This window comes from Candidatus Sodalis endolongispinus (assembly GCF_018777395.1).
GTDB lineage: Bacteria > Pseudomonadota > Gammaproteobacteria > Enterobacterales > Enterobacteriaceae > Sodalis_B > Sodalis_B endolongispinus.
In genome coordinates, this window is the sequence record NZ_JAFJYC010000001.1 from 2,396,423 (window position 1) to 2,417,792 (window position 21,370).

17 protein-coding genes and 4 pseudogenes are annotated in these 21,370 nt (G+C 54.5%); 14 read left to right on the plus strand and 7 right to left on the minus strand.

The window, feature by feature from the left end; all coding sequences use genetic code 11:
• Positions 1-44: 44 nt before the first annotated feature.
• Positions 45-2,441, plus strand: coding sequence for an RHS repeat domain-containing protein (locus tag JZM24_RS11590; RefSeq protein WP_215669731.1), 2,397 nt, complete (start codon positions 45-47; stop codon positions 2,439-2,441).
• Here JZM24_RS11590 and JZM24_RS11595 read toward each other — a convergent pair.
• Positions 2,422-2,634, minus strand: a complete 213-nt coding sequence (locus JZM24_RS11595) for a hypothetical protein (RefSeq protein WP_215669732.1) — start codon at positions 2,632-2,634, stop codon at positions 2,422-2,424. The two genes, JZM24_RS11590 and JZM24_RS11595, sit on opposite strands and share 20 nt — an antisense overlap.
• On the opposite strand from JZM24_RS11595, the gene JZM24_RS11600 reads away from it, so the two are divergent.
• The 7 genes from JZM24_RS11600 to JZM24_RS11630 are packed head-to-tail and all read left to right on the plus strand — an operon-like array spanning position 2,626 to position 9,279.
• On the plus strand, positions 2,626-4,038 hold the full coding sequence (locus JZM24_RS11600; protein ID WP_215669733.1) for a hypothetical protein: 1,413 nt from the start codon (positions 2,626-2,628) through the stop codon (positions 4,036-4,038). The genes JZM24_RS11595 and JZM24_RS11600 overlap by 9 nt on opposite strands.
• An 18-nt stretch (positions 4,039-4,056) precedes the next feature.
• Positions 4,057-4,959 (plus strand): hypothetical protein, encoded by a 903-nt coding sequence (locus JZM24_RS11605; RefSeq protein WP_215669734.1) that lies wholly within the window; start codon positions 4,057-4,059, stop codon positions 4,957-4,959.
• Positions 4,904-5,875, plus strand: a complete 972-nt coding sequence (locus JZM24_RS11610; RefSeq protein WP_215669735.1) for a hypothetical protein — start codon at positions 4,904-4,906, stop codon at positions 5,873-5,875. Before JZM24_RS11605 ends, JZM24_RS11610 begins: the two co-directional genes overlap by 56 nt.
• Entirely contained in the window at positions 5,859-6,986 is a 1,128-nt protein-coding gene (locus tag JZM24_RS11615) for an RHS repeat domain-containing protein (protein ID WP_215669736.1), read from the plus strand. The genes JZM24_RS11610 and JZM24_RS11615 overlap by 17 nt, the downstream gene beginning before the upstream one ends.
• Positions 6,889-8,205 carry an RHS repeat domain-containing protein gene (locus JZM24_RS11620; RefSeq protein ID WP_215669737.1) on the plus strand — a complete coding sequence of 439 codons (1,317 nt, stop codon included), beginning with the start codon at positions 6,889-6,891 and terminating at the stop codon, positions 8,203-8,205. Before JZM24_RS11615 ends, JZM24_RS11620 begins: the two co-directional genes overlap by 98 nt.
• A 32-nt stretch (positions 8,206-8,237) precedes the next feature.
• Positions 8,238-9,041, plus strand: coding sequence for an RHS repeat-associated core domain-containing protein (locus tag JZM24_RS11625; RefSeq protein ID WP_215669738.1), 804 nt, complete (start codon positions 8,238-8,240; stop codon positions 9,039-9,041).
• Positions 9,042-9,045: 4 nt separating this feature from the next.
• Positions 9,046-9,279, plus strand: coding sequence for a hypothetical protein (locus JZM24_RS11630; RefSeq protein WP_215669739.1), 234 nt, complete (start codon positions 9,046-9,048; stop codon positions 9,277-9,279).
• 206 nt (positions 9,280-9,485) lie between these two features.
• Here the strand turns inward: JZM24_RS11630 and JZM24_RS11635 are convergent, their stop codons facing one another.
• Entirely contained in the window at positions 9,486-9,689 is a 204-nt protein-coding gene (locus JZM24_RS11635) for a hypothetical protein (RefSeq protein ID WP_215670185.1), read from the minus strand.
• Positions 9,604-10,164, minus strand: a complete 561-nt coding sequence (locus JZM24_RS20065) for a DUF2644 domain-containing protein (protein WP_291830169.1) — start codon at positions 10,162-10,164, stop codon at positions 9,604-9,606. Before JZM24_RS20065 ends, JZM24_RS11635 begins: the two co-directional genes overlap by 86 nt.
• Before the next feature lie 330 nt (positions 10,165-10,494).
• Here JZM24_RS20065 and azuC point away from each other — a divergent pair, with 330 nt between their 5' ends.
• Positions 10,495-10,578, plus strand: coding sequence for a stress response protein AzuC (gene azuC, locus JZM24_RS19740; protein WP_215670137.1), 84 nt, complete (start codon positions 10,495-10,497; stop codon positions 10,576-10,578).
• 101 nt (positions 10,579-10,679) lie between these two features.
• Here the strand turns inward: azuC and JZM24_RS11650 are convergent, their stop codons facing one another.
• The gene (locus tag JZM24_RS11650) at positions 10,680-11,006 is read right to left on the minus strand and encodes a helix-turn-helix domain-containing protein (protein WP_215669741.1); all 327 of its coding nucleotides are present in this window, start codon (positions 11,004-11,006) and stop codon (positions 10,680-10,682) included.
• 100 nt (positions 11,007-11,106) lie between these two features.
• Here JZM24_RS11650 and JZM24_RS11655 point away from each other — a divergent pair.
• Positions 11,107-11,355: pseudogene (locus JZM24_RS11655) on the plus strand (helix-turn-helix domain-containing protein); the annotation flags it as partial.
• A gap of 250 nt (positions 11,356-11,605) precedes the next feature.
• On the opposite strand, the gene JZM24_RS11660 reads toward JZM24_RS11655, so the two are convergent.
• The 3 genes from JZM24_RS11660 to JZM24_RS11670 form a co-directional block, all read right to left on the minus strand.
• Positions 11,606-12,565, minus strand: a complete 960-nt coding sequence (locus JZM24_RS11660; protein WP_215669742.1) for a DMT family transporter — start codon at positions 12,563-12,565, stop codon at positions 11,606-11,608.
• 76 nt (positions 12,566-12,641) lie between these two features.
• Positions 12,642-13,475 (minus strand): AraC family transcriptional regulator, encoded by an 834-nt coding sequence (locus JZM24_RS11665; RefSeq protein WP_215669743.1) that lies wholly within the window; start codon positions 13,473-13,475, stop codon positions 12,642-12,644.
• A 691-nt stretch (positions 13,476-14,166) separates the two neighbouring features.
• Positions 14,167-14,496: a hypothetical protein gene (locus tag JZM24_RS11670; RefSeq protein WP_215669744.1), complete on the minus strand. Its 330-nt coding sequence runs from the start codon at positions 14,494-14,496 to the stop codon at positions 14,167-14,169.
• Positions 14,497-15,815: 1,319 nt separating this feature from the next.
• Here JZM24_RS11670 and JZM24_RS19745 point away from each other — a divergent pair.
• The 4 genes and pseudogenes from JZM24_RS19745 to JZM24_RS11690 all read left to right on the plus strand — a co-directional run bounded on the left by JZM24_RS19745 (position 15,816) and on the right by JZM24_RS11690 (position 21,219).
• Positions 15,816-16,625 (plus strand): annotated as a pseudogene (locus JZM24_RS19745) (acyltransferase).
• 83 nt (positions 16,626-16,708) lie between these two features.
• A pseudogene (locus tag JZM24_RS11685) lies at positions 16,709-17,901 on the plus strand (IS3 family transposase).
• Positions 17,902-18,614: 713 nt separating this feature from the next.
• Positions 18,615-19,463: pseudogene (locus JZM24_RS19455) on the plus strand (sigma 54-interacting transcriptional regulator).
• The gene (locus JZM24_RS11690) at positions 19,375-21,219 is read left to right on the plus strand and encodes a PTS sugar transporter subunit IIA domain-containing protein (protein ID WP_312885011.1); all 1,845 of its coding nucleotides are present in this window, start codon (positions 19,375-19,377) and stop codon (positions 21,217-21,219) included. Before JZM24_RS19455 ends, JZM24_RS11690 begins: the two are co-directional and overlap by 89 nt.
• Positions 21,220-21,370 lie beyond the last annotated feature (151 nt).

The following is a 21,370-nucleotide window of genomic DNA, read 5'->3' on the forward strand; positions in this document are numbered from 1 at the left end:
GCACCGCTGGAAGGGATACGCTAAAGGTACCGAACCGTGTAGACGTGAAAACGCTTGATATAAGCTATTACAACGAACCGGAAGCCACGTTCGGTTCGCGCCATGGCCGGCTGAAATCCCAGTGTATTACTTACACCACCGAGCAGGAGAAGACGGTGGTTAGCAAAGACTATCTTTGGGAAAAGCGCACCGTAAGGGATAAGATCTCCGCCGGCTATGAGCTGGTGTGCACTTGCCATTTCAACGCCGGCGAGACGCTTGCCAAAACTCACCCGGCGACAGACGCAGGGGCACAGCAGCAGCGCCCGAAGCGGACACCACCCGATGAGACCTTCGACGCGGCAGGTTCCACGTCCGCGCAGAGTGACGGCGACGCGCAGCAAAGGCTTACCACCACTACCTGCTGGTCCCTGCCCGATTATCATCCAACCACCTGTATCGATGCGCAAGGGAACCGGACCGATTATCGCTATCAAAATAACGGCCTGTATTTTTCCGTCACACGCTATGCAAAGATGCCATGCGCCGCCGAACAGCACCGCGCTATCCGCTATAATCTACAGCAAAACACCCTGGGACACATCACTGAAACCGACTGCCTGGGCAATACGGTGCATCGTTATCACGATGGTTTCGGCCGCTTGCACAACAAGACCTATACTCACGCCCCTCTGGCGGGTAATCCGGTAACGCTTGAGGAACGGCGCTATGACGGTGCCGGTAGATTGACGTCGATTGCGCTAAATGACTGGCAGATGACGGCTCCCGCCCCCACGCAAATCACGCGAAATCTCTGTGACTACTACTACGATGAATGGGGCCAAGTTGGCGTCATCTTGCACCATGACGGCGAGCAGGGGCAATATCACCTGATCCAGAATGACATTCCCAACCACAGTCAAACCCGTGAGCAGTTTCCCTATGATGTCGCATCACGTTCGGTCGATTTGCGCTCGTGCGCATCGGGTGTCGTTGAAGAGCATTACGACCTCTTCGGCAGACCGGCAAAATTACTGCGTGAAGCGCGCAGCGCTTTGACGTTAGCCGGGTTGCAATCCTACTTTGAAAGCCCGGAACGCCCGGACGAGGCGACGCAGTCTCCTGACTCACTCCAGCCAACCGGCGAACAGGCGTGCGAATTCAATTACATCGGCAAACTTATCAGCGCCGTAGAGTTACACCGCGACGATATGCAGCGGATAGTCAAAATCACCGAGACGTTATCCAATCAGTATGTGAATTATCATTACGGCTACCACGACCGCTTAAGCCTGGTGAATATTGGCGGCACTGGCGATATCCGCTATAGCTATGACCATCATGATGGTCCGCCGACCCGGGTCCGTTTTATTCCCCCGTTTCGGACGCAACAACCCTCGTCAAAGCCCGCCATAGACCAGTATGTGCTCTACGAGTGCAGCCTTGATCGCTGGGGGCGGATATTGAGCGAAAATCATGGCGGGCAACGCGCCAACGTCTGGCGTTACCAGGGCGCACATCCTCGTCCGGCCGGCTATACCGATGCCTGTCATCACAGCGTCCAATACCGTTACTATGACCATTTCAAGCATGCGTTAGTTGAAATCAAGCATGACACTAGCCTACGGCGTTTCACGTATGATGGCGTCGGGAGGTTAATTTCAATTCAGGATCATTTCCTCCCCGATACACCAGGCCCTTGTCTGCGCTATGAGTACAATAGCGCAGGGCAATTAGCCCGCGAAACGGTGTACGGACCGCGCGATGAGGAGGGCTTTTGGACCGAGTACGATTACAGCCTGTCCGGCCGCGTGCTGCAATCCCGCGATAGCCTTGGTCAGACTCGGCTTTACAGCTATAACCGCGCCGGACGGCTGAGGGCACTTACCGCAAGCGAAGCCGAGCTTCACGTGGGCTATGATGCGCTCGGCCGGCTGGCGCACTATACCGTGACCGAGCGCAGCACGGGCAAAGGCCTGCGGCGCGAATTGCGCTATGGCTTTTTTAATCGGGTAACCCAGATAGCGATTACGCCTTGCGGGCCACAAATGCCCAATGCCAGGGCGATACTGATATCGCTGCAGTATAACGAATCGGACAGAATCACCGGCAGAACGATAACCGAAACCGTCGCGAATATGAGCCGTTCACGGCACGAAGCATTTGACTATGACCACCGCGGTTGTCTGACAGACTGCAGATTTAAAGGAGATTTGCCGCTGCTGGTCAGCGATGGTCAAACGGACCGACAAGTGCTTTGCCTGACTTTCAAGCGGGACGATATTGCCAATATCACCCAGGTCATCACCCGGACCCAACCTGTCGGTGCCGCGGCCGCTAATGCCGCCGACGAAACCGAATTCACCGTCAATTATCTTTATCAGGACAGCGAGGTGCCTACCCGGCTGAGGCGGCATCACGCTTCCCGGCGAACCGACGACGTCAAACATCATCCTCTATGACAACATCGGCAGAATAACCAAAGATCAGCAAGGCTATCGCTATTATTACAATCACTTTGGCAATCTGATTCTGCTCGCCCGCCCGGGTCATGACTATAAACTCTACCACTATGATCCCACCGGCCGCCTGCTCGCCAGCGAGGATGAGCAAGGCGTAACGGTGTACCTGTACAGCCAGAATCAGTTGACCCATGTCAAACACTCTGCGCGCGACACGCCATTTCCACCGCAGGTGCTCCTTGAGGCCATCAGCAAGGACGACATGCCTGCCGTGTCCGGCATCATTAACGGGCTGACGGCGAATATCGACCTGGATATCAAAAAGAGCGGCTCAACGCGCTCGACGCTGTTTCATTACGGCAATACCCATGCGCTTATTTCGCGCTCCGATCGTCAATCGGGTTGGCCGTCTGTGGTGCTGCTGGCCGCCGATCAGCAAGGAAACACGGTTCTGTCCGGCGTCAATGCCCGCATTGATTATTATCCTTGGGGACAGGCCGTGACGCATCAGACAGACAATGCAGGCGCGGCCGTAACGCCCCACGAACACATCCCCCGTTACCGCGGCTATCTGCTCGATACCGCAGTGAACGGCTATTTCATGGGCCTGAACCAACGGTGGTATCAACCCGGGTGTCGTCGATTCCTCTCCCCCGCCACCCGTCATTTTCCAGGCGTGGGAGGGTTTGATCATCACGCCTTTATGATGAACGATCCCATAAATCAGGCGTTTTACGGCGCGCGAGACTGGATTGCAGGGCGGCTGCCGCCAACGTTAGGCAAGGCGGCTGCGCCGCTGACGCAACCCCGCTTTGATACCCTATTGAGCGCGACGCACCCGCTCTATATTCTGTTAACCGCGACGGACTTCACCTGGGCGGCATGCACCATTGCGTCGGGGGCGTTGGAGTCCAAAGATCCTTTGGCGAGTTGCGCCATGCTGTGGTCATCAAAAACGCTGGCGCTGGCCGCCGGCTGCGGCGAACCGGTTCTCGGGGAAAGCCGCGGCCGGCCATCGCCGCTGGACGCTTTTCAGTCTCAATCCCCCGCTTCGCTAAAGTATGGCAATAACCAGGTCAATTATTTTAGCGACTATCGGTTCCAAAACGATCTGGTGCGAGCATCCACTCTCCCTTCGCAGACGAGACTTCAGCCAGGCCATCACGGTATTATGCTACCCGCAAGTCAATGTCCCGCGGCCTGCGCCGAGCCAACTCTTCTGCACAGGCAGGCGGCGGACGGACAATCAGGCAGCGTCGATCATCCGCTGTTAATGCTCATCAATTATGCCGCCGGTACCCAATCCGCCCGGCAGCTCGCCTGCCTGATCAGCCGGCCAATGGCGCCATTCACTATGGCTTTGCGCCCCTCAGACGGTGACACCACCGGCACTATCTCGCCGCTGATGACAGGCTATGGGTTTGCTTCTTCCGCAGTGAACGGCTGTGCGGCGCACACCTATTACTTTTTTATCGGTCATCGGCCCGTGACCATTGCTGGCGAGATGCTGCTTCATCCCGACAGCCATTTCGCTGGCGGTCGTCCGTTAGCGGACGCCGGGGCCGCCTTCATCCCCCCGTTTCCCAGCGCGTTTTGACTTCAAGACAGAGGATGTATGACTACCTTTACCTCACCGCGCATTGATCCGCGCACCGGCTTTATTCAGTTTCAATTACCGCTGTTGTACCTGGTCGGTAACGATCATAGGGGCCCGGCGCTCAGCCTTATGCTGCATTATTGCCCTCCCCAGACCCAGCGCAGTCTGTACGGTCAGGGTTTTAACGACACGCTCTCCTACTTCAACCCCGAGTCCCGGCAGTTGCAAACCGCCGACGGTGAGCACTTCGGACTAAATCAGCGAGAGGGGGAATGGGTCTTTCTGCCACCGTCACCGCTAAACATCCAATTGGCGCCGCGCGAGGACAGTTTGTGGTTGTATTATCGCAGTGGCGTAGTGGAAATCATGGCACGCTCGCCGCAACAGCCCGCTGACGATCCGCTATGGCGACTGCAAACCCGGCTGTCTGCCGGCGGGAACGCCCTGTTTCTCCGTTGGAAATGGCGGCAAAATCTGGCGCTGTTGACATCCGTCGCCGATAACGACGGCGAACTGATGCACGCGTCGCTGCGCTTAACGCCACCCGAGGTGAAGAATTCAGGGATGGGGGTTAATGCCCTGACAAGGTGTGCAGTGCAGACAAGCGTCCCTAGCTACAGGACGTCAGAGGCGGAAATCCCTAACGATGCCGATAGCAATGCACAGCTGTCGTACACCTGTTTTCCCGCATCAAAGGCCGCCGTCACCACGGTGTTGACTCTCGCCGGTGGCAAACTGGTTCAACTGTCATGCGGGCCCGACGGGAAGCGGATTTTGTGCCGTATCGTCTATCACCCGAGTCTGGGGGTGATACAACGGGTTAACTTGTCCGGCGGCGTAAGCGAATCGTTCAGCTATGCGGCGGGTGCGGTATCCCCCCCTTATCCAATCCCATACCACCACTGTCAGCAACGGCGATAAAATCCTCTACAGCGTGACCAACACTTTCAGTATCAGCCGCAGCGGTGCGGAGTCTCATGACCCTGCCGCTAGCCATTACCCTGTCGACGCCGCCAAAGCCGCGGTCCCTTACCAGTCGCTTATCTCACGTACGCTCGATATGTCGGCGGAAAATGTCCTGCAGCCCCCCGGCGGCGGACCGGAAGTGCAGACGATTATCCACCGTTTTAATTGTTTGCATTTGTTGGTGGCCAAAGAAGAGATCCGCGAGACACTGGTGTGCGGTAAACGGCGCCGAGTAAGGATAAGCACCCAATGGACTTATGACTGTGACGACGCCCGGGTGCTGGCCGATCAGCCTGCGCGTTATGCGTTGCCGCGGGAAAAGCGGATAACCTGGGATGAAAACGGGCCGGCGCCTCGTTATCTCCCCCATTATCGCTGCGATGTGTCGCGCTATGAGTATGATATCGCGGGCAACTTTATCAGGCATGTTTGGCCCGACGGCAATAGCGAAAATATCGACTACTACTCCCCGGCGGGTGAAGAACACTGCCCTGCCGAGCCGCAAGGATTTATACGTTTCATCAAAAAAATAACCTATTGCCAGGCGGGCGCCCCGACGCCGGGACGCACTCTGATGTACCGTTACCGGGGTTTTCCCGGCCGTACCGACTCGCCACTGGCGGGACGGCCAATGATCCTCTGCGTCGCGCTAGAGGTACCGCGCCAATTGCTGCAGCGCTTCGATTACTACCTGGCGCCCGACGGTGCCCATAATGAAAACGGCCGGTTAATAAAAAACCTACACCCACTATCTGGCGGAGCGCCCCAACACCTTTATCGAAACTTACCGCTGGCGCAAAATCATACCCGCAGGTTGCACCGCGGCCGATGCGCTGTTACAGCGGGAAACGCAGTTGCGTCATTTGGATGAGACGACAACGCTTACCACTACGCGGGTATGGCGTCACGCCGACTACGCTTTGCTGTCGTATATCGATGCCTACGGCAACATTACCCGCTATCACTATGCGCCCGAAGGCTATCTCGAAAAGACGCAATACCATGCCGATACGCCTGACGCCACGATCAGCCATCGGCGGCTGGAGGATGATTTTTGCCAAAACCGATTGATAACCCTAACCCTTACCGATATTCAAGGTAACCGTATCATCAGCCAGGTTGACGGTTTCGGCCGGCTGCACCGCCGCGACTATCAGTGCCAACAGCACCCATTGTTCTCACTACCCATCGAGCAGCGGAAGTATGACTCGCTAGGACGTCTTTCCCGCCTTATCACCCATGATCATGCCGATGAAGAGGGTGCCTTTCGCCCGCTGGCCACGCGCTATCACGATGTCGCCTGGGATCAATGGGGGCGCCACTACGCAAGCGTTGACCACGACGGTGAACAAGGCGTTTGCCATTACCATCATCTGGATATCATCAAGCAAAAAAGTCGTCGTCAATCGCGCAGTTATCGCCACCGCAGCCAGCGTGCCAACACGGTGCCCCACTACTCGGGTATTCTGTACGAGCGTTACCGGTGCGGCAAACCGCGGCGGCAATTGCGCTTGCTGCCGCAGCCAGAGGACGACAAAGCACTCATTATCAGCGAATTGCGTTTGGAATATGACCATCAATACCGCCTGAACGCGGTACAAGAACGGCAAATCGGGCAGGCCATCCGTTGGCGCTACAATGAAGACGATCGGGTGGAACAACAGACCCTGCAGGACGGAAGCCTGCTCCATTATGGTTACCCGTCGCCGGGCGACGGACCGACGTCTATCGATTTTAGCGCGGCGTCAACGGCGCCCCTACAAAAGCTGTATCGCTACGACACCGATCACTGGGGTCGCCGGACCGCGGTGCGAGAGGGCGGATCCCCCGCGGCCGTCAGCATTGGTTATCCCTCTCTTAGCCCGCTGCCCAACCATTATCAGGATGCCGACGGCGATATTACGCAATTTTTTTCATCCCACCCGCCACAGTTGGACCCGGCAAAGCTGGGAAGGTGGCTATCGCGTATGTCAGTACGATAACGCCACCGGGTATCTGCAGGAGTGCGTCGAATTCCGTACCGACGGCACGCGGCCTGACGCCGGCAAGGGCACCGCCGTCAGCCGTGTCGCTCTTCGCTACAATCCACAGGGCCAGCGGCTGCAGGAGTCGATTTTCGGCCCGCAGGACAAGAAGCTGTATGAAGTCAATTTTCACTATAGCATCGCCGGACGGTTGCTCAGCGTACGCGATAGCGAGGATGCGCATCTCCGCTACCGCTATAACGCCGCCGTCCGCCTTGACTACGTACGGGATAATCATATGGAGATCCGCTTCGACTACGATCATTTCGACCGACTGGCGCGTCGGCAGGTGAGACTTCCCGGCCAGGAAAATCTGTCTACCCAGTGGTTGTATGATGGTTTTAACCGGCCAGTCAATCTCATTATCACCCGCCAAGGGGTCGCGCAGGCGCCGATGGAACTCATTATCAGCCAGCAGTTCAACAGTCTCGATCAGATAGTCAAACGGACGCTACGACATCGCAGGGACGGACGCACCTTGCGCCGCAACGAGTCTTATGTCTATAACGCGCGCGGCTGCCTGACCGCCTGCCGCTACGCCGGCGATCAGCCCTTATTAGCCACGGTCGATGGCCGATTTGAGCACGTGATCGCCGAAACGTTCGCATGGGATGGACTAAATAATCTCACCGAAGCCACCGTAAGTTATGCGCAACCGACACTGAGCGGTTATCCCAGCGAGCAAACCATTCGCTATGACTACGATAATCCTGACTACCCTACTCTCCGCACCCGCATCCAGTACGGCGGCGCCGACGCCCGCTGCGTAGAGTTGGTCTATGACCCGGATGGTCGCCTTATCTTCGACGGTCATCGGCTGCACTATAAGTACGATCCGCTGGGACGCTTGCACTCGGTGAAGGCTGACGGCCATCCCGAGACGATTTATCGCTACGATGCGCTTAACCGGCTACAGGGGCAAAGCGGCGAAGGACCCACCTCCCTGCGCTTTTATCATGGCCACCGATTGGCGCATATGCTTTTCTCCGGCCCCGGCAAACCCCAAGAGGGGATTGACCGTGTCAGCTATGTCCATGCCGCCGGTCTGGCGGCGGTAAAAACCCGTTCGGCTGCCACGCTGACGGTGGCGCTTACCGCTACAGACCTGCTCGGTAGTCTTCTTCAATACGACAGCCGGCCTCCCCTTCATTACCTTGCCTGGGGGGCCGTGCGGTAACGGCACCGGCTGATGAGGCTAGTATAACCCCTTTGCCGGCTTATCTGCCGCAGTGGCAGGGCGAGGTGTATGATGCGTCAAGCGGCGGTCATTTCCTCGGTAACGGCTATCGGCTTTACCGTCCCAGTCTCCAGGGCTTTACAACCCTGGATACGCTACAAACGGGCGGTATGACGGGCATTAACCGTTATCTCTACGGTCGCGGCGACCCTATCAACCGTTACGATCCCGATGGCCGCTTGAGCTGGAACGCATGGGCGAATTACGCCTATGGCGCTGGCGCCACACTGCTGGCCCAGGCGGTATTTATGGCCGCCTGGCCGGCGGGTTTCGCGACCGCCCTCGCCTTATCCGCCACCGAGTTGACCAGCGGCCTCTTCGCTATCGCCGCCGGGATGCTGGACCGCCAGCATCCCCACGTGGCCGGCGTGTTGTCGCTGTGTTCATTAGGCATTGCGTTGGCCGCCAGCGGTATCGGCGAAGTGGCCGCGGCCTCTGAGGCGTTGGCGGTAGAAAGGGCGGGCTTTGCCTCCCTGCCTATTTATCACCTCAACGCCTCAGATATGGGGTTATATACTAACTATGCTAACCGGCACATCCTGGCATTCCAAACCCATGGTGCGCCCGCAGGCGCGCTATTGCAGGATCCCGGCGGTCAACTGGTTTCCGCCGCGACCATCGCGCGCGAGTACATTCAGCCGTTACTGAATATTGCCATGGAAATCGAACAGCAGGTGTTTTCTCCCAATGAGCCGTTATTGCTCCTGGCCTGCTATGGCTCGCGCAGCGGTGCTGCACGCGAGGTGGCCAATGTGCTAGGCCGGCCCGGCCTATGATAACGTGCTGTACGCCGTAAAGGCGATGTTTGCCGAGGGCTGGATGGGCAGCGATGTCATGCCGCGCTATCAGGTGACCCATAACCCTCTACGGCGTTTGTGGCTGCACATTCGCGGTCAGCCAATGTTCCAAGCCGCCAGCTACCAAATGGTCTACCCGGACGGTTTTGACGCCATGCAGCAGGGGATACAGTCAGCCATCAGTAACTTCGAGCGTCATTATTATGGGCCGGGTTAATGGCATGTCTCCGTATCAACCGAACCCGTGGCTACAGCGCCAGCCTCGCTGTGTTTTCCCCGCGTAGGGTTTACAGGCCTCCGTCTGCGGGTTCAATAGGCATCCCCTTGTTTAGCATCGACCAGGTTCTCGTATCCGGGGATGCGGTAGCGCGATTCGCGCCCCTCCCCCCCCGGCGGGATGGGCAGATTTCCGGCCTTCGACGACTAGCAGTTTTTCTGTACGGTTTCATTATGCATCAGCAGCGCTTTCTTGGTGCGCGCGTCCAGCAGGTCGATATCCTTGTCGGTAAGATACAGCGGTGTCACCCAACTGCAGCCGGTATCAACGATCGTTGGCAGCATCGGGATAGCGCCACTTTTCCCGCAGCCGCTTATCGACATCGCCAGTAGACAAACGATTAATTTCATCCTTGATCTCCCCAGACGTTCTGGCCACCTCACGTTGCCGTTGGACGATATGCGCCACCGCTTGCTGCCGCGCCGCCTCGCGCTGCGCGGTAGCCTGTTTTTGCGCCGCGGCGCGCCCGCGCGCCCGGCCACAACCGCCATCAGCAAACCCATTATCCCCCCCACTAGCGTGGCGATGAGGCCGGGGTGTGAAAACAGTGCCATCATTGATTTTCTCCCGCTGGCTGGCAGGTATCGGTGGCAGCGGCATCGACGCGTTTATCGCCCAGCGCCTTATCCATGGCGATTTTTTATTGAGCATGTTAGCCCCGACCGCCACCCCGAAATACAGGCCAAACATCCATTCGCTAAGGCGCAAATGGTATGAGTACCAGCAAATCACGCCGGTACAGGTTAAAAAGGCGATGGCCTGGGTCCATTTACTGAGTGAATGGCGGCCATGACCGACGCTTTTGAGCATACCTGCAATCCCCATTACTCCCCTTCCCTGCCGTCTGACGGCATGTCTGTTTCATCGTGAGTCATTTGGTCTCCTTCCCCGCTGGGCGGGGGAATAGCGTTCAATGTAGGAGTCGTAGAGCAAACCTTAACGCAAAGATTCAGGGGTGCTGCAGATGACCGTGCGCAGGTTGTCATGACGTTGCGTGTGGGCGCTAAAGGGGATCGAAACGGTGTCGTAGAAGAGAGAAGTAGGTCAATTTTATGTGACGTAAATCATAAAAACTTGCATTACTGTGACTAAGGTCACATTATAGGTGCATCAGAAATAAACATTGGCAACACACTGAACTGGTCGAGGAACAAGATGAAATTCCGTAACTTTATCAAGAAAATTCTGGCGTCTTACCTGAACACCGTCAAAGATGTACCGCCCGGCGCCATGATGTGAATCCGTCGTTGCGACGAATAAAAAAAGCTGCCGCGGCAGCTTTTTTTGTCTCTCGACCGTCATAAAAGACTCGCCTGACGCGCACGCGTTGCAACCACCCCTTACTTAGCCCGCTCGCGGCGCGCACATTTCATCACTTCCCCACGCCGTGGTTTCGCCAGCGCCAGAAAAATAAGCATCAACTCCGCTGACTCATCGTCTTCGGTATACAGATAAGCAAGCGGCACGTCGAGCACCGTTGCCAAATGCTGGGCAATTTGAATATTGGCCTCATGGACGCCTTTCTCATAACGATTGATACGCGTACTGGCAACGAACTCATCGATACCCGTCGCAATACCCAATTGCTTCTGAGAAAGCCCCTTAGCCTGCCGCGCTTGTTTTAACCGTCGGCAAAAGACATCGAGATAAGAAGGTCGTGTGATCATAGCTACGATAATCGTAGTTTCGGCTTGTCATTAGAACTACGAATAACGTAGTATTGTAGCAGGAGATTCAAAACCCACAGGAGAAGTGTGCATGAAGTAAGACTGGCACAAGGCTGATATCATAGCTGCATTACGTAAACGCGGTACTTCCCTGGCCGCCCTATCCCGCGCCTTTGGCTTAAGCTCCACGACGCTGTCCAACACGTTGCATCGTCCGTGGCCTAAGGGGGAGATTGTGATTGCCGAAGTTATTGGCGTTCCGTCGGCAGAGATTTGGCCTAGCCGCTATTATGATCACACCGGCGCGCTACGGCCGAGAAAAGAAAAAGCCAAGGGCGCCGGTGCCTGAGTGCGGCGGCCGCAGCCACCTGCCACCTAGACTGAAACGATTTTTCCACCGGCTGCGGTCTGATATTGACCGCATAGGCGACGCCGATAATCAAACACGCAATACCGGTGAGGGACAACAGCGGCGGCCATCTGTCACCTAAGTGAAACGATTTTTTCCACCGGCTTCGGTCTGATAATGACCGCATAGGCGACGCCGATAATCAAACACGCAATTCCGGTGAGGGACGACAGCGGCGGCCGCCTGTCACCTAGAGTGAAACGATTTTTTCCACCGGCTCAGGTTTGATACTGAACGCGTAGGCGACGCAGATAATCAGACATGCAATACCGGTGAGGGACAACAGCGGCGGCCACGCTTGACGCAGCAAAAAGGTATAGGTCAGACCGGCCAAGGTTTCAAAAACAATAAGCGGCCCCACCAGCACCGTGGGCAAGCGCTGGCTTGCCTCGTTCCAGCAAAACGCCCCCAGCCAGGAGCACAGCAGCCCGATGGCAATCATCAACGGCACGAACACCATTGGCCGCGGACCGAAGGGCAAAGGAAACGCCTGATGAGTGAACCCCATTACCAGGCAAATTAACCCATAGGCCACTGCCGCCAGCGGCAGGGTAGCAAGCCCCTGCGCCGTGGCCCAGGTGGTAGTTTTATGACACGCATGGCGCCGCAGCCAGCGCGCGTTACGCAGAGGATACCACGTCCAGCACACCACGGCGATTAACGCCAAAACAATGCCGCTTAAATAGCGCCACAAATGGAAAGGTTGCGCGCCCTGCCTCAATTCGGCCGCATTCACGCACACCAGACCGGCGGCGATTAACAACAAGGCCGGCGATAAACGCCCACACGGCAACTTACCCTCGTCACGTCCATAAGCGACATTGGCGCTTACCGCCAGCACCACCGGCAGCGTACCGATGATCATGGTGGAAATCGGCGCCCCCGTGCGCTGTATGGCGCTGCTCAGACAGGTGTAATAAATCAGATTGCCGACCAGCGATAGTTTCACCGCCTCCAACCAGTCCTGTCGCTGCAGCCGCTTTAGGCGGTGCCGGTCATACCAGGCCAGAGGCAAAGCAATGAGCCCGAAAGCAACATAGCGCCCCGCCGACTGCAGAGCGACGGGGTAATCCGGCACCAGCATGGGTCCTACGAAAATCATACCCCATAATAAGCCCGAGCCAAGCGCGAAAAATATCCCTGTTATCATCATGTTTCCTGTTGTTTGTTAGCATCATCCCTGATTGTGCCCGATTCAAACAGCGAAATATTGTACGAGATTGCGATCAGCGTGCCGCCGGTATCACCTGTTTTTGATAGCGAACCGGTGTAGTGCCGTAACGTAACGCGAATGCGCGGGTAAGATGCGCCTGATCCGTCAACCCTGCGGCAGCGGCCACATCCGCCGCCGGCATCCCGCGCGCAAGCATCCGTTTGGCCTGGCTTAGCAGGCAGGACATCAACACCTGATGGGGCGTGGCATGGAACCGTGCTTTGAACTGGCGCAAAAAATGATATGGACTCAAAAAGACTAAACCCGCCATTTCCTCAAGCGTAATGGCCCGGGCGTAATACGCCACGATATAGTTACGGACGATATCCAGTCGGTGTGGCGCCTCCGCCCGCGGTAGTCTGGCCAGGTACGCATGGGGACGCAGCAAGTCGGTTATCTCGAGCACCAAACCGGCGATGCACAGTGCTTCCTGGCTTTGCCAGAGCGCCTCCAGCAGCCGCGATAGCGCCGCAGCGCGCACCGGATCCTGGCGCACCACATTGCCAAAACACCAGCCGATCTCGCCACTCAGCGCACATAGCGCGGGCGGCGCAATGTAAATCATCCGATAGCGCCAACCCTCTTCGGTCACCGCCTCGCCGGTATGCAGTTCGTCGGGATTCATCATCACCAGCGAGTGACGGGGGGCAAGATGCAGCGCCACGCGATAGCGGAACCGTTCCGCGCCGGCATCGATAATGCCCAAACCGAAAGCGTCATGGCTGTGGGGCTCGAACGCATGGTGCAACAGATGCGCACGGTAGAGCTCCACCCCCTCCAGACCTGGCAGCAAGCGAAACTGCGCACGGTTTTTTTCATAGTGAACGTTGGCTGGTACGCCTGACATCATGCTCTCCCCTGGTCATCCTGGCTGTGCGGCAAAGGACTTATAGCCGCACTACGGCCGTTGCCCGCGCGGATATCTTACCGCGATTTGTCCCATTCTGGCGGTAGAAAAACCATCGCCATCTGACCCAGTCGGCGCAAAAGATAACGCGCAGAGCGACACCGGTGCCAGTGAAAGCATAATGCCCCTATCAGGGCAGACAAAAAAGGCACCGGAATACCAGCATGGGAATAAAAGTCGACCAAGGGAACTTTCGGCTGTCGGTTTGTGCATTAAGATCGGCTGATAGACTTTAGGCTTTCGTCATGCGCCTCAAAGCCGGCTGATAAAACTTTCGGCTTGCGACGTGGGCATTGAGACCGGCTGACCGTACTTGCGGCGTGGGCAGGCTATCTCATGGCGTTGAACGGCCCCCGGCCTCGCCAGCCTCTAAACAAAAAAAAGCCCGTCAGAGCGAGCTAGCTAAAAAGATGTTGTTATAACTCCCTAGTGTGGCTAAAAAACAATCTATCACATTGGGTTATTATTTACATAGGGAATAATCCTAAAGCGTTATCACCAGACCGAGCGCCGGTAGAGGCTCACATTGGCTTTTATCCTGATACCGTCTGCCATCCGGAGACCGTTTCTTTCGCAAGTGAACCCCTACAGCACTAACGCGGCGCGGCGGTTATCCACCTAACGGCAAGCGTTAACGGCCCCAGCGGCGCTCCTTTATCCAGCCATCATCAGCCATACACTGTTCAAACACGGCATCCCGGTCGGGCTTATTGACATCCATGATGTAACTTTCCATTTTCTCACGCCGAAGGTGCCAAGGATGATGTTTGCGTTCGTTACCCTCACTCGAGACGGTAGTCCCCTGTTCATCCCAAACCACACTGCGCTGCGCGACTTCGTTTTTCACCGGAAACCGCTGATGGGCTACTCCCTCGCAATGCATCTTCGCCTCGGCGAGCGGCAAAGCGTCGACCCGGCCGTTAATCCATACCGTCGTACAACCCGACAGCAATCCAATCAATATCACACTCCTTCCGCACACTTTAAACATCTTTCCCTCATGACAGGAGATATGCCTTTTCTGGTACTCATTATCAGTCCCGCCGGAGCGGTGATGACCGCTTACCGGCCGCCATCCGCGGACGCTTCGACAGTGTTTGTTAATATTCCATAAGCGGGTAGGCATAGGATAGGTATGGGGTAAAGGGCATTTACAATGCCAAAACCTAAATCGCCCGGCAGCGCAGTCCATGCGGCTGGCACCCGATTTTGCTCCCTGGTTCCCTTTCCACCGGCTGTCATCCTGCCGTCACTTATCTGCTCCATACTTCCCAGGCGTCATATAACCAGATAGTGCTGTACGTCCTTTAGCTCGCCCGCATCGTGCGGGCATTTTTTCGTTCAGACGCCTTACCTTGCAACCGTTAACACCGGCCCCTAGTGAACTACAAGGCGACCCGCGAGACAGCGATCGATCGACAGGCGTCCGGTAAGGCGGTGATTTCTTTCTAGCCGCAACAGGAGCGACACCGACAGTCTCCAGCCGAAAAATCTCGGCAAATCAGCTAAGTGAGAAATTGCCTATACGTTGCCGGCTCACACACGCCTTGCATGCACATATGCCAGTTACCTATTACTGATACATTGTTAATCCGCTTTTTATTAGCGAATTCATTCAACAAGGCGTGACCTTAACCTGAGACAACTGACCATTGATCGCGCCAGATCATTCCCCTTTATCACGCTGGATCATTTCCCCTTAAGTTAACTTAGAAACGCACTACCGGCCCATTAGACAAATGAAGAAATTCAACTCCGTTTCATTTGTATTGATAAAACGACGGTCGCAGCCAGCCCCCCCGTAAATACCGCAACGGTAAAGAGTAACTACGTTAAATCTATTAGCCCCAACATCCTTTCTATACGGGGTGACCCTGCGCAGACGACGGAGAGTCATTTGGGGGGCAAAAGACGGAGGTTATGCGGGATCACTTACAAAGCAGGGAAAAATGCTTTAAAGAGGGCTTAGTTTATTACTGAAGTTTTTATCCTGTAAACCGGCATGCCTGACGCACATCGATAGCACCTGCGGCAAAAAAAAGGGTTTGACATTATATGAAGGGGTTGATAGCGGAAATGTTTAGCTGCTGATACGAGGACGGGCTGTCAGGCTACTGCGCTGTTACGCGATTACTGTGACACGCTGTCGGGTTGCACTACGGTATCGCAAGACGTTTCTTTCGCGGCGGAATGCAAAACAACATATTATCCAATAGTTACTTAATCGTTCACCGATGATCATGCTATTTTTTAGTATATTATCTTTCCGAGGTTATCGCGTTGCGTATTTACAGCATTGATTTTATCAAGATTTTGTCGATATATCTGGTCATCGTCTCTCACGTCTCACTCTATTTTCTCCTGCAATCGCCTGAGGATTTTGGCGTGCTTGCCGCGCGGCAATCTGGACAGTTTGGTGTGGTAATGTTTTATATGGCCAGCGGCTACTTCTTATTGAACAACCGGCGAACCGATCAGTTCAGTTATGCATACAATAAAGCCAAGCATGTGGGTATCGCGCTTATATTCTGGCTAACATTTTATTACTTTTATGATAACATGATTATTGCATCGTTTACCGAGGTTGAGCATCATAATTTCCTGGCGTTTATCAACCTTGACACCTGAATAAGTGACGCCAGCCACTTATGGTTTTTATTTTCCATCATCAACCTTTATTTTCTATTACCGCTACTGAGATTTGCCTTTGTCAAAACGCAACGTAAAATGCTGACCAATGTCATCGTCGCACTGTTTGTTATCGCTAACGTATCATTAGTAGAAAACGCGCTTACCGCTCAATTGGGTATGGCCAACATTATCGACTCCGTCATCTTTACGTCGAGCCAGTTAACGGGACTGGTCAGTTTCTTAATGGGTGGCTATCTCGGCCTCTTTTTCCAGCCCCGGCCACTGCCAAACAAGATGATCGCCTGGATGATCCTATTGGCGATAGTAAGTTTCACGCTTCTGGTCTGGTTAACCCAGCGCTGGGGTATCAATTTCTTCTACGGTAAAACATACAATATTTTTCTCCAGAGTGCCGCCATCAGCGCTTTTGTGTTGCTCCTCTGCAGCCGCGTGATTTAGCCCCCTGAAACACCAGACAGTAGCTGTATCTCCAGATAAGAGATAGGCTTGAATATATGTCTAACACTAACGCCAATTTTGATATGACCGGGATCCCGTTAGGTCAAGAAGTCCGTAAACGTAAAACTCCTCAGGAAAAAATGGCCATTATTCAGCAGAGGATGGAGCCCGGCATGAATGTCTCCCATCTCGCACGACTGCACGGTATCCAGCCCAGCCTGCTGTTTAAGTGGAAAAAGCAATATCAGGAAGGCAGCCTCACTGCCGGGGAGGACGTTGTTCCTGCCTCTGAGCTTGCAGCTGCATTGAAGCAGGTCCGGGAGCTCCAGCGCCTTCTGGGTAAGAAGACGATGGAGGTTGAGATCCTAAAAGAAGCCGTGGAGTACGGCCAGTCACGAAAATAGATAGCGCACGCGCCCTTGTTGCCAAAGGCCGGGGAATAGCACAGGTCAGCCGCGCCATGAGCGGGTCGCGTGCGCCGCTGTCACTGCGGATTAAGCGTTCTGCCGACTGGCAGGACAGGCGCTGTAACCGGCGTAATGACGAAGCAGACGCTGAAATACTGTCGGACATCCTCGACATCATCAGCGATATGCCCAGCTACGGCTATCGGCGGGTGTGGGGAATCCTGCGTAAACAACGTCGCGCAGAGGGACTGACGCCGGTAAATGCGAAACGACTTTACAGGATCATGTGTGAGCATAACCTGCTGTTATTACATTGAAAACCAGAGCGGCCGAGGCGTGAGCATAAGGGCAGGATCGCGGTGGCAGAAAGCGATATGCGCTGGTGTTCAGATGGCTTCGAGTTCGGCTGCGACAACGGTGAAAAACTGCGGGTCACGTTCGCACTGGACTGCTGCGACAGAGAGGCCATAGACTGGGCTGCGAGCACTGGAGGCTACGACAGTTCGACCGTGCAGGATGTGATGCTGAGGTCGGTAGAAAAGCGCTTCGGCGACAGGTTACCCGATACAGCGGTGCAGTGGTTGACGGACAACGGTTCAGCGTATACCGCGCATGAAACGCAGAGGTTCGCCAGAGAACTGGATCTGGAGCCCTGCACAACAGCGGTGAGCAGCCCGCAGAGAATGGCCGAACGGTTCGTGAAGACGATGAAGGAAGACTATATCGAGTTCATGCCAAAACCGGATGCGAGAACAGCCCTGCGAAACCTTGCAGCAGCTTTCACGCATTACAATGAAAACCATCCGCACAGCGCGCTGGGATATCACTCTCCGAGAGAATACCGGCGGCAGCGGGCTTCGTTAACTTAAGATACAAAAGCTGTACGGAGATGGCGGGGCAAGATCATCCTCTGCAGCCGCGTCGGGCGACTGGAAAAAATGCTTTCCCACGTTGGTAACAAGACCCTTGGCATTTACTTGGTGCATAATATTTTCATTATGGAAATCAACGGCGGTTGGATCCATGACACCCTATATCCGACTTTCAGTTTCTTGTCACCTTATGGCTATATTATTTGCTATTCATTGCTCGCCTTTATTGCTTCGTATTTGCTCTGCTGCCTGCTAAGCCAGAATCGGTGGTTAAATAAGCTCATCAGCTTATAAGGCTCGGGTTGCAGACGCCACGCCAACAGTCGTTTTCCCTTTCCTGCCGCTGTTGTCAGCTAAACCCATTGTGCTAATACCCCATTGCCTCGTGAAGGGGGTAGTTGCAGAGCCTGATAAACCTGTCGCGCTTTCGCCCAGTCCCCCTGTGGCCTTGAGCCCTTATGATCTTAGGGTCTTGTGGCCTGGTGATCCTGTGGTTATGTCATCGTGAAGCCAGAAAACAGAATAAGATTGTGACCGGTTTCATGTAATTATCAAAATACCGTTTCATTTTCCTAGTGTCGGCCTGACACTGACAGTGTCCAGCGGTGATAGTCGAAAATAGTGTCCAATCCACGCGGAGGACGCTGCTCAATACGCCGTCGGCGCATCGGCCGCCCTTAAGGGTAATTTTAACCCATTGACCCATTGCTATGACCGCTAAAGAGAATATCTATCATCACATTGTCGCGCGTTATGCTCATCATCCCGCCGGTTTCACCGCTAAAGATTGCGCCCAATTTTTGGTCATAAAGCGCAGCGTCATCAGCCACTATCTCAACCGCCTATGTGAAGATGGCAAATTGCGCAAACACAATGGTCGTCCGGTACGCTTTTTTGTTACTTCCGTCGGCACTATCGCGCCGCCGCCCTTACGTCGTCAGGATGCTTTCAGCGATCTCATTGGGGCCGAAGTCAGTCTTCGAGAGCAAGTGGGGATGTGCCGCTCGGCCGTGGACTACCCTTCCGGCGGACTGCCGCTGCTACTGGTAGGCGAAAGCGGCGTGGGCAAAAGTTTTCTCGCAAGCGTTATCCATCGCTATGCTCAGCAACGCGGGGTAATAAAAAACGATAAACCCCTGATGTAGCTAAACTGCGCGGATTACGCAAATAATCCAGAGCTTCTTTCCGCCATGTTATTTGGCTATATCAAAGGAGCATTTACTGGTGCCGACCGTGAAAAAACGGGCTTACTCGATGAAGCCAACGAAGGTTTCCTCTTTTTAGACGAAGTCCACCGCTTGTCTGCCGAGAACCAGGAAAAACTGTTCTTGTTTATGGATAAAGGGTATTTCCATCGCTTGGGGGGGGAATCGCGTCCAACATCCGGCCCATATTCGCTTTATCTCCTCCACCACCGAAAATACCGATCACGTATTATTAAACACCTTCCGACGTCGCATTCCGATCAAGGTGGAACTTCCCAACTTCGCCTCCCGCCCATTGACAGAAAAAGTCGCGCTGGTGGAGGATTTCTTTCTGCACGAAGCCCAATGCCTTGAGCAAGATATTTCACTTGGCACGGCACTCATGAATCAGTTAGTAACATCTCCTGTACGCGGCAACATTGGCGAGCTGAAAAATCAGATCAAAGTACTTTGCGCCACCGCCTGGAGCGAAGGCGCGCCCGGGCAGACGCTAATAGTCAATACCGCATCCTCGTATGGCCAGACGTCGCGCGACGACACGTTAACCTTGTATTGGCAGCCCGAACGGCGCGCCGGCTTGTCGGTATCGGCCCTATTGCCAAAAGCGCTGACCGATGAGGTTATCTTTCAGGAATTTTGCCACAGCGGCAATGTTGTGCTTTTGATTCGCAAACTGGAACAACGTTTATCCGACATCAGCGGCATTCTCCCCCACCCGCAATGCTACGCCGGTTACCTTTGGCAACAGGTCACGCATGCAATGGATGAGCTGGAAGAATTGAGCGGCCAAGAAATCAGCCGGGAGGGGCGCAAGGCCGTATACCTTTGCCTCAATTACGCTTTGCATCAGCACGCCGACGCGACGGCGATAGGACAGCTCAACGACTTTATCGATTACGTTGCGCAAAAAGCGCGCATGCTGGCGCAAGAAGCCATCAGACTGCTGCAACAGCATGTATCGAACCAGCCGCTTACCTTATTAGCGCCGCTACTGAGCACGGTTTTCAATAGCCAGGTCGGCGACGACGACCTTATTCAGGCAATTATCGTCGCGCACGGCATGGCAACCGCTTCCAGTATCGCCGACAGCGCCAATAAGCTGAGCGGTGGATTTTATCTTAAAGCATTCGACATGCCTTATTCCGTTTCGACGCGCGCTATCATTGACCTCTTGATTGCCCATCTAAAAGATTTTAATCCACAGGGTGGGCTTGTCATTTTGGTGGATATGGGCTCACTGAAGGAAATCTATCAAGAGATCAAATTGCATCTGCATTGTGAGTTGCTAGTGGTCAATAACGTCAGCACCGCCATTGCGCTGGATATTGCCGGTAAAATTCAGCATCGTGTGCCGATGAAGGCCATTATCGAAGGGGTACAAGGCGCCTATGAGATCGAAACCCGTTATTATCAGGGCGTGCTGCCGGGCAACAAGATTATCATTTCCTGTATCTCAGGAGAAGGAATAGCCAAGAAGCTCAAAGATATTGTGCAACGCTATTTAATTAGTGAAAACATCGAGATCATCACCATGGAATATGATGATCTTAAATGGAAAATCGCCCACGACGATCCTGCGCTTAACGGCACACGTTTAATCATCACTACTACCGACCTTGATTCGGGATATCTCCTGTCGTTAAGCGTCCATCAATGGGTGAAAGAGAAATCTTCCGTGTTGCGGCAAAAGTATTTTGCCGAGCTTGTCAGTCCGACCGCGCTGGAGCCGATGATCGATGAAGTGGTAAAATTGTTTACCGTCGAAGGCGTCGCCAGCAGGCTCAACTTCCTCAATCCGTTGGTGATTATTAATGAAGTGGAAGCGGTAATAAAGCAATATGAATACTTCTACAAACGCCATTTTGAAAGTTACCTGCGAATGAATTTGTTTATGCACATTGCGTTAATGATAGAACGCTTGATGGTGAACGCCGGCATGGATAACCGCAACGATGTTACCCTCACCGGGCCGCAGAATGAATTCGTTGCGTTACAACCGACTTTTTATCAGGCGCTGATACGTAAATATCACATCACCCTACCGTTAACGGAAATGTTGATGGTGTATGAAATTATGAAGCCATGGATTGACACCGACACGACCACCTGACCAGCAACCTTCTTATCAGGCAGATAACAGCAGCAAAAAAGCCCACCGACCCGGCCGCCTGACGAGTAATTCCTTTTTTGGCCGGTGTTTTCTTTCCTGCCATGGCGTCAGGTTACTACCCTGCTGTCTGCCCCGACGACGGTATAGACAC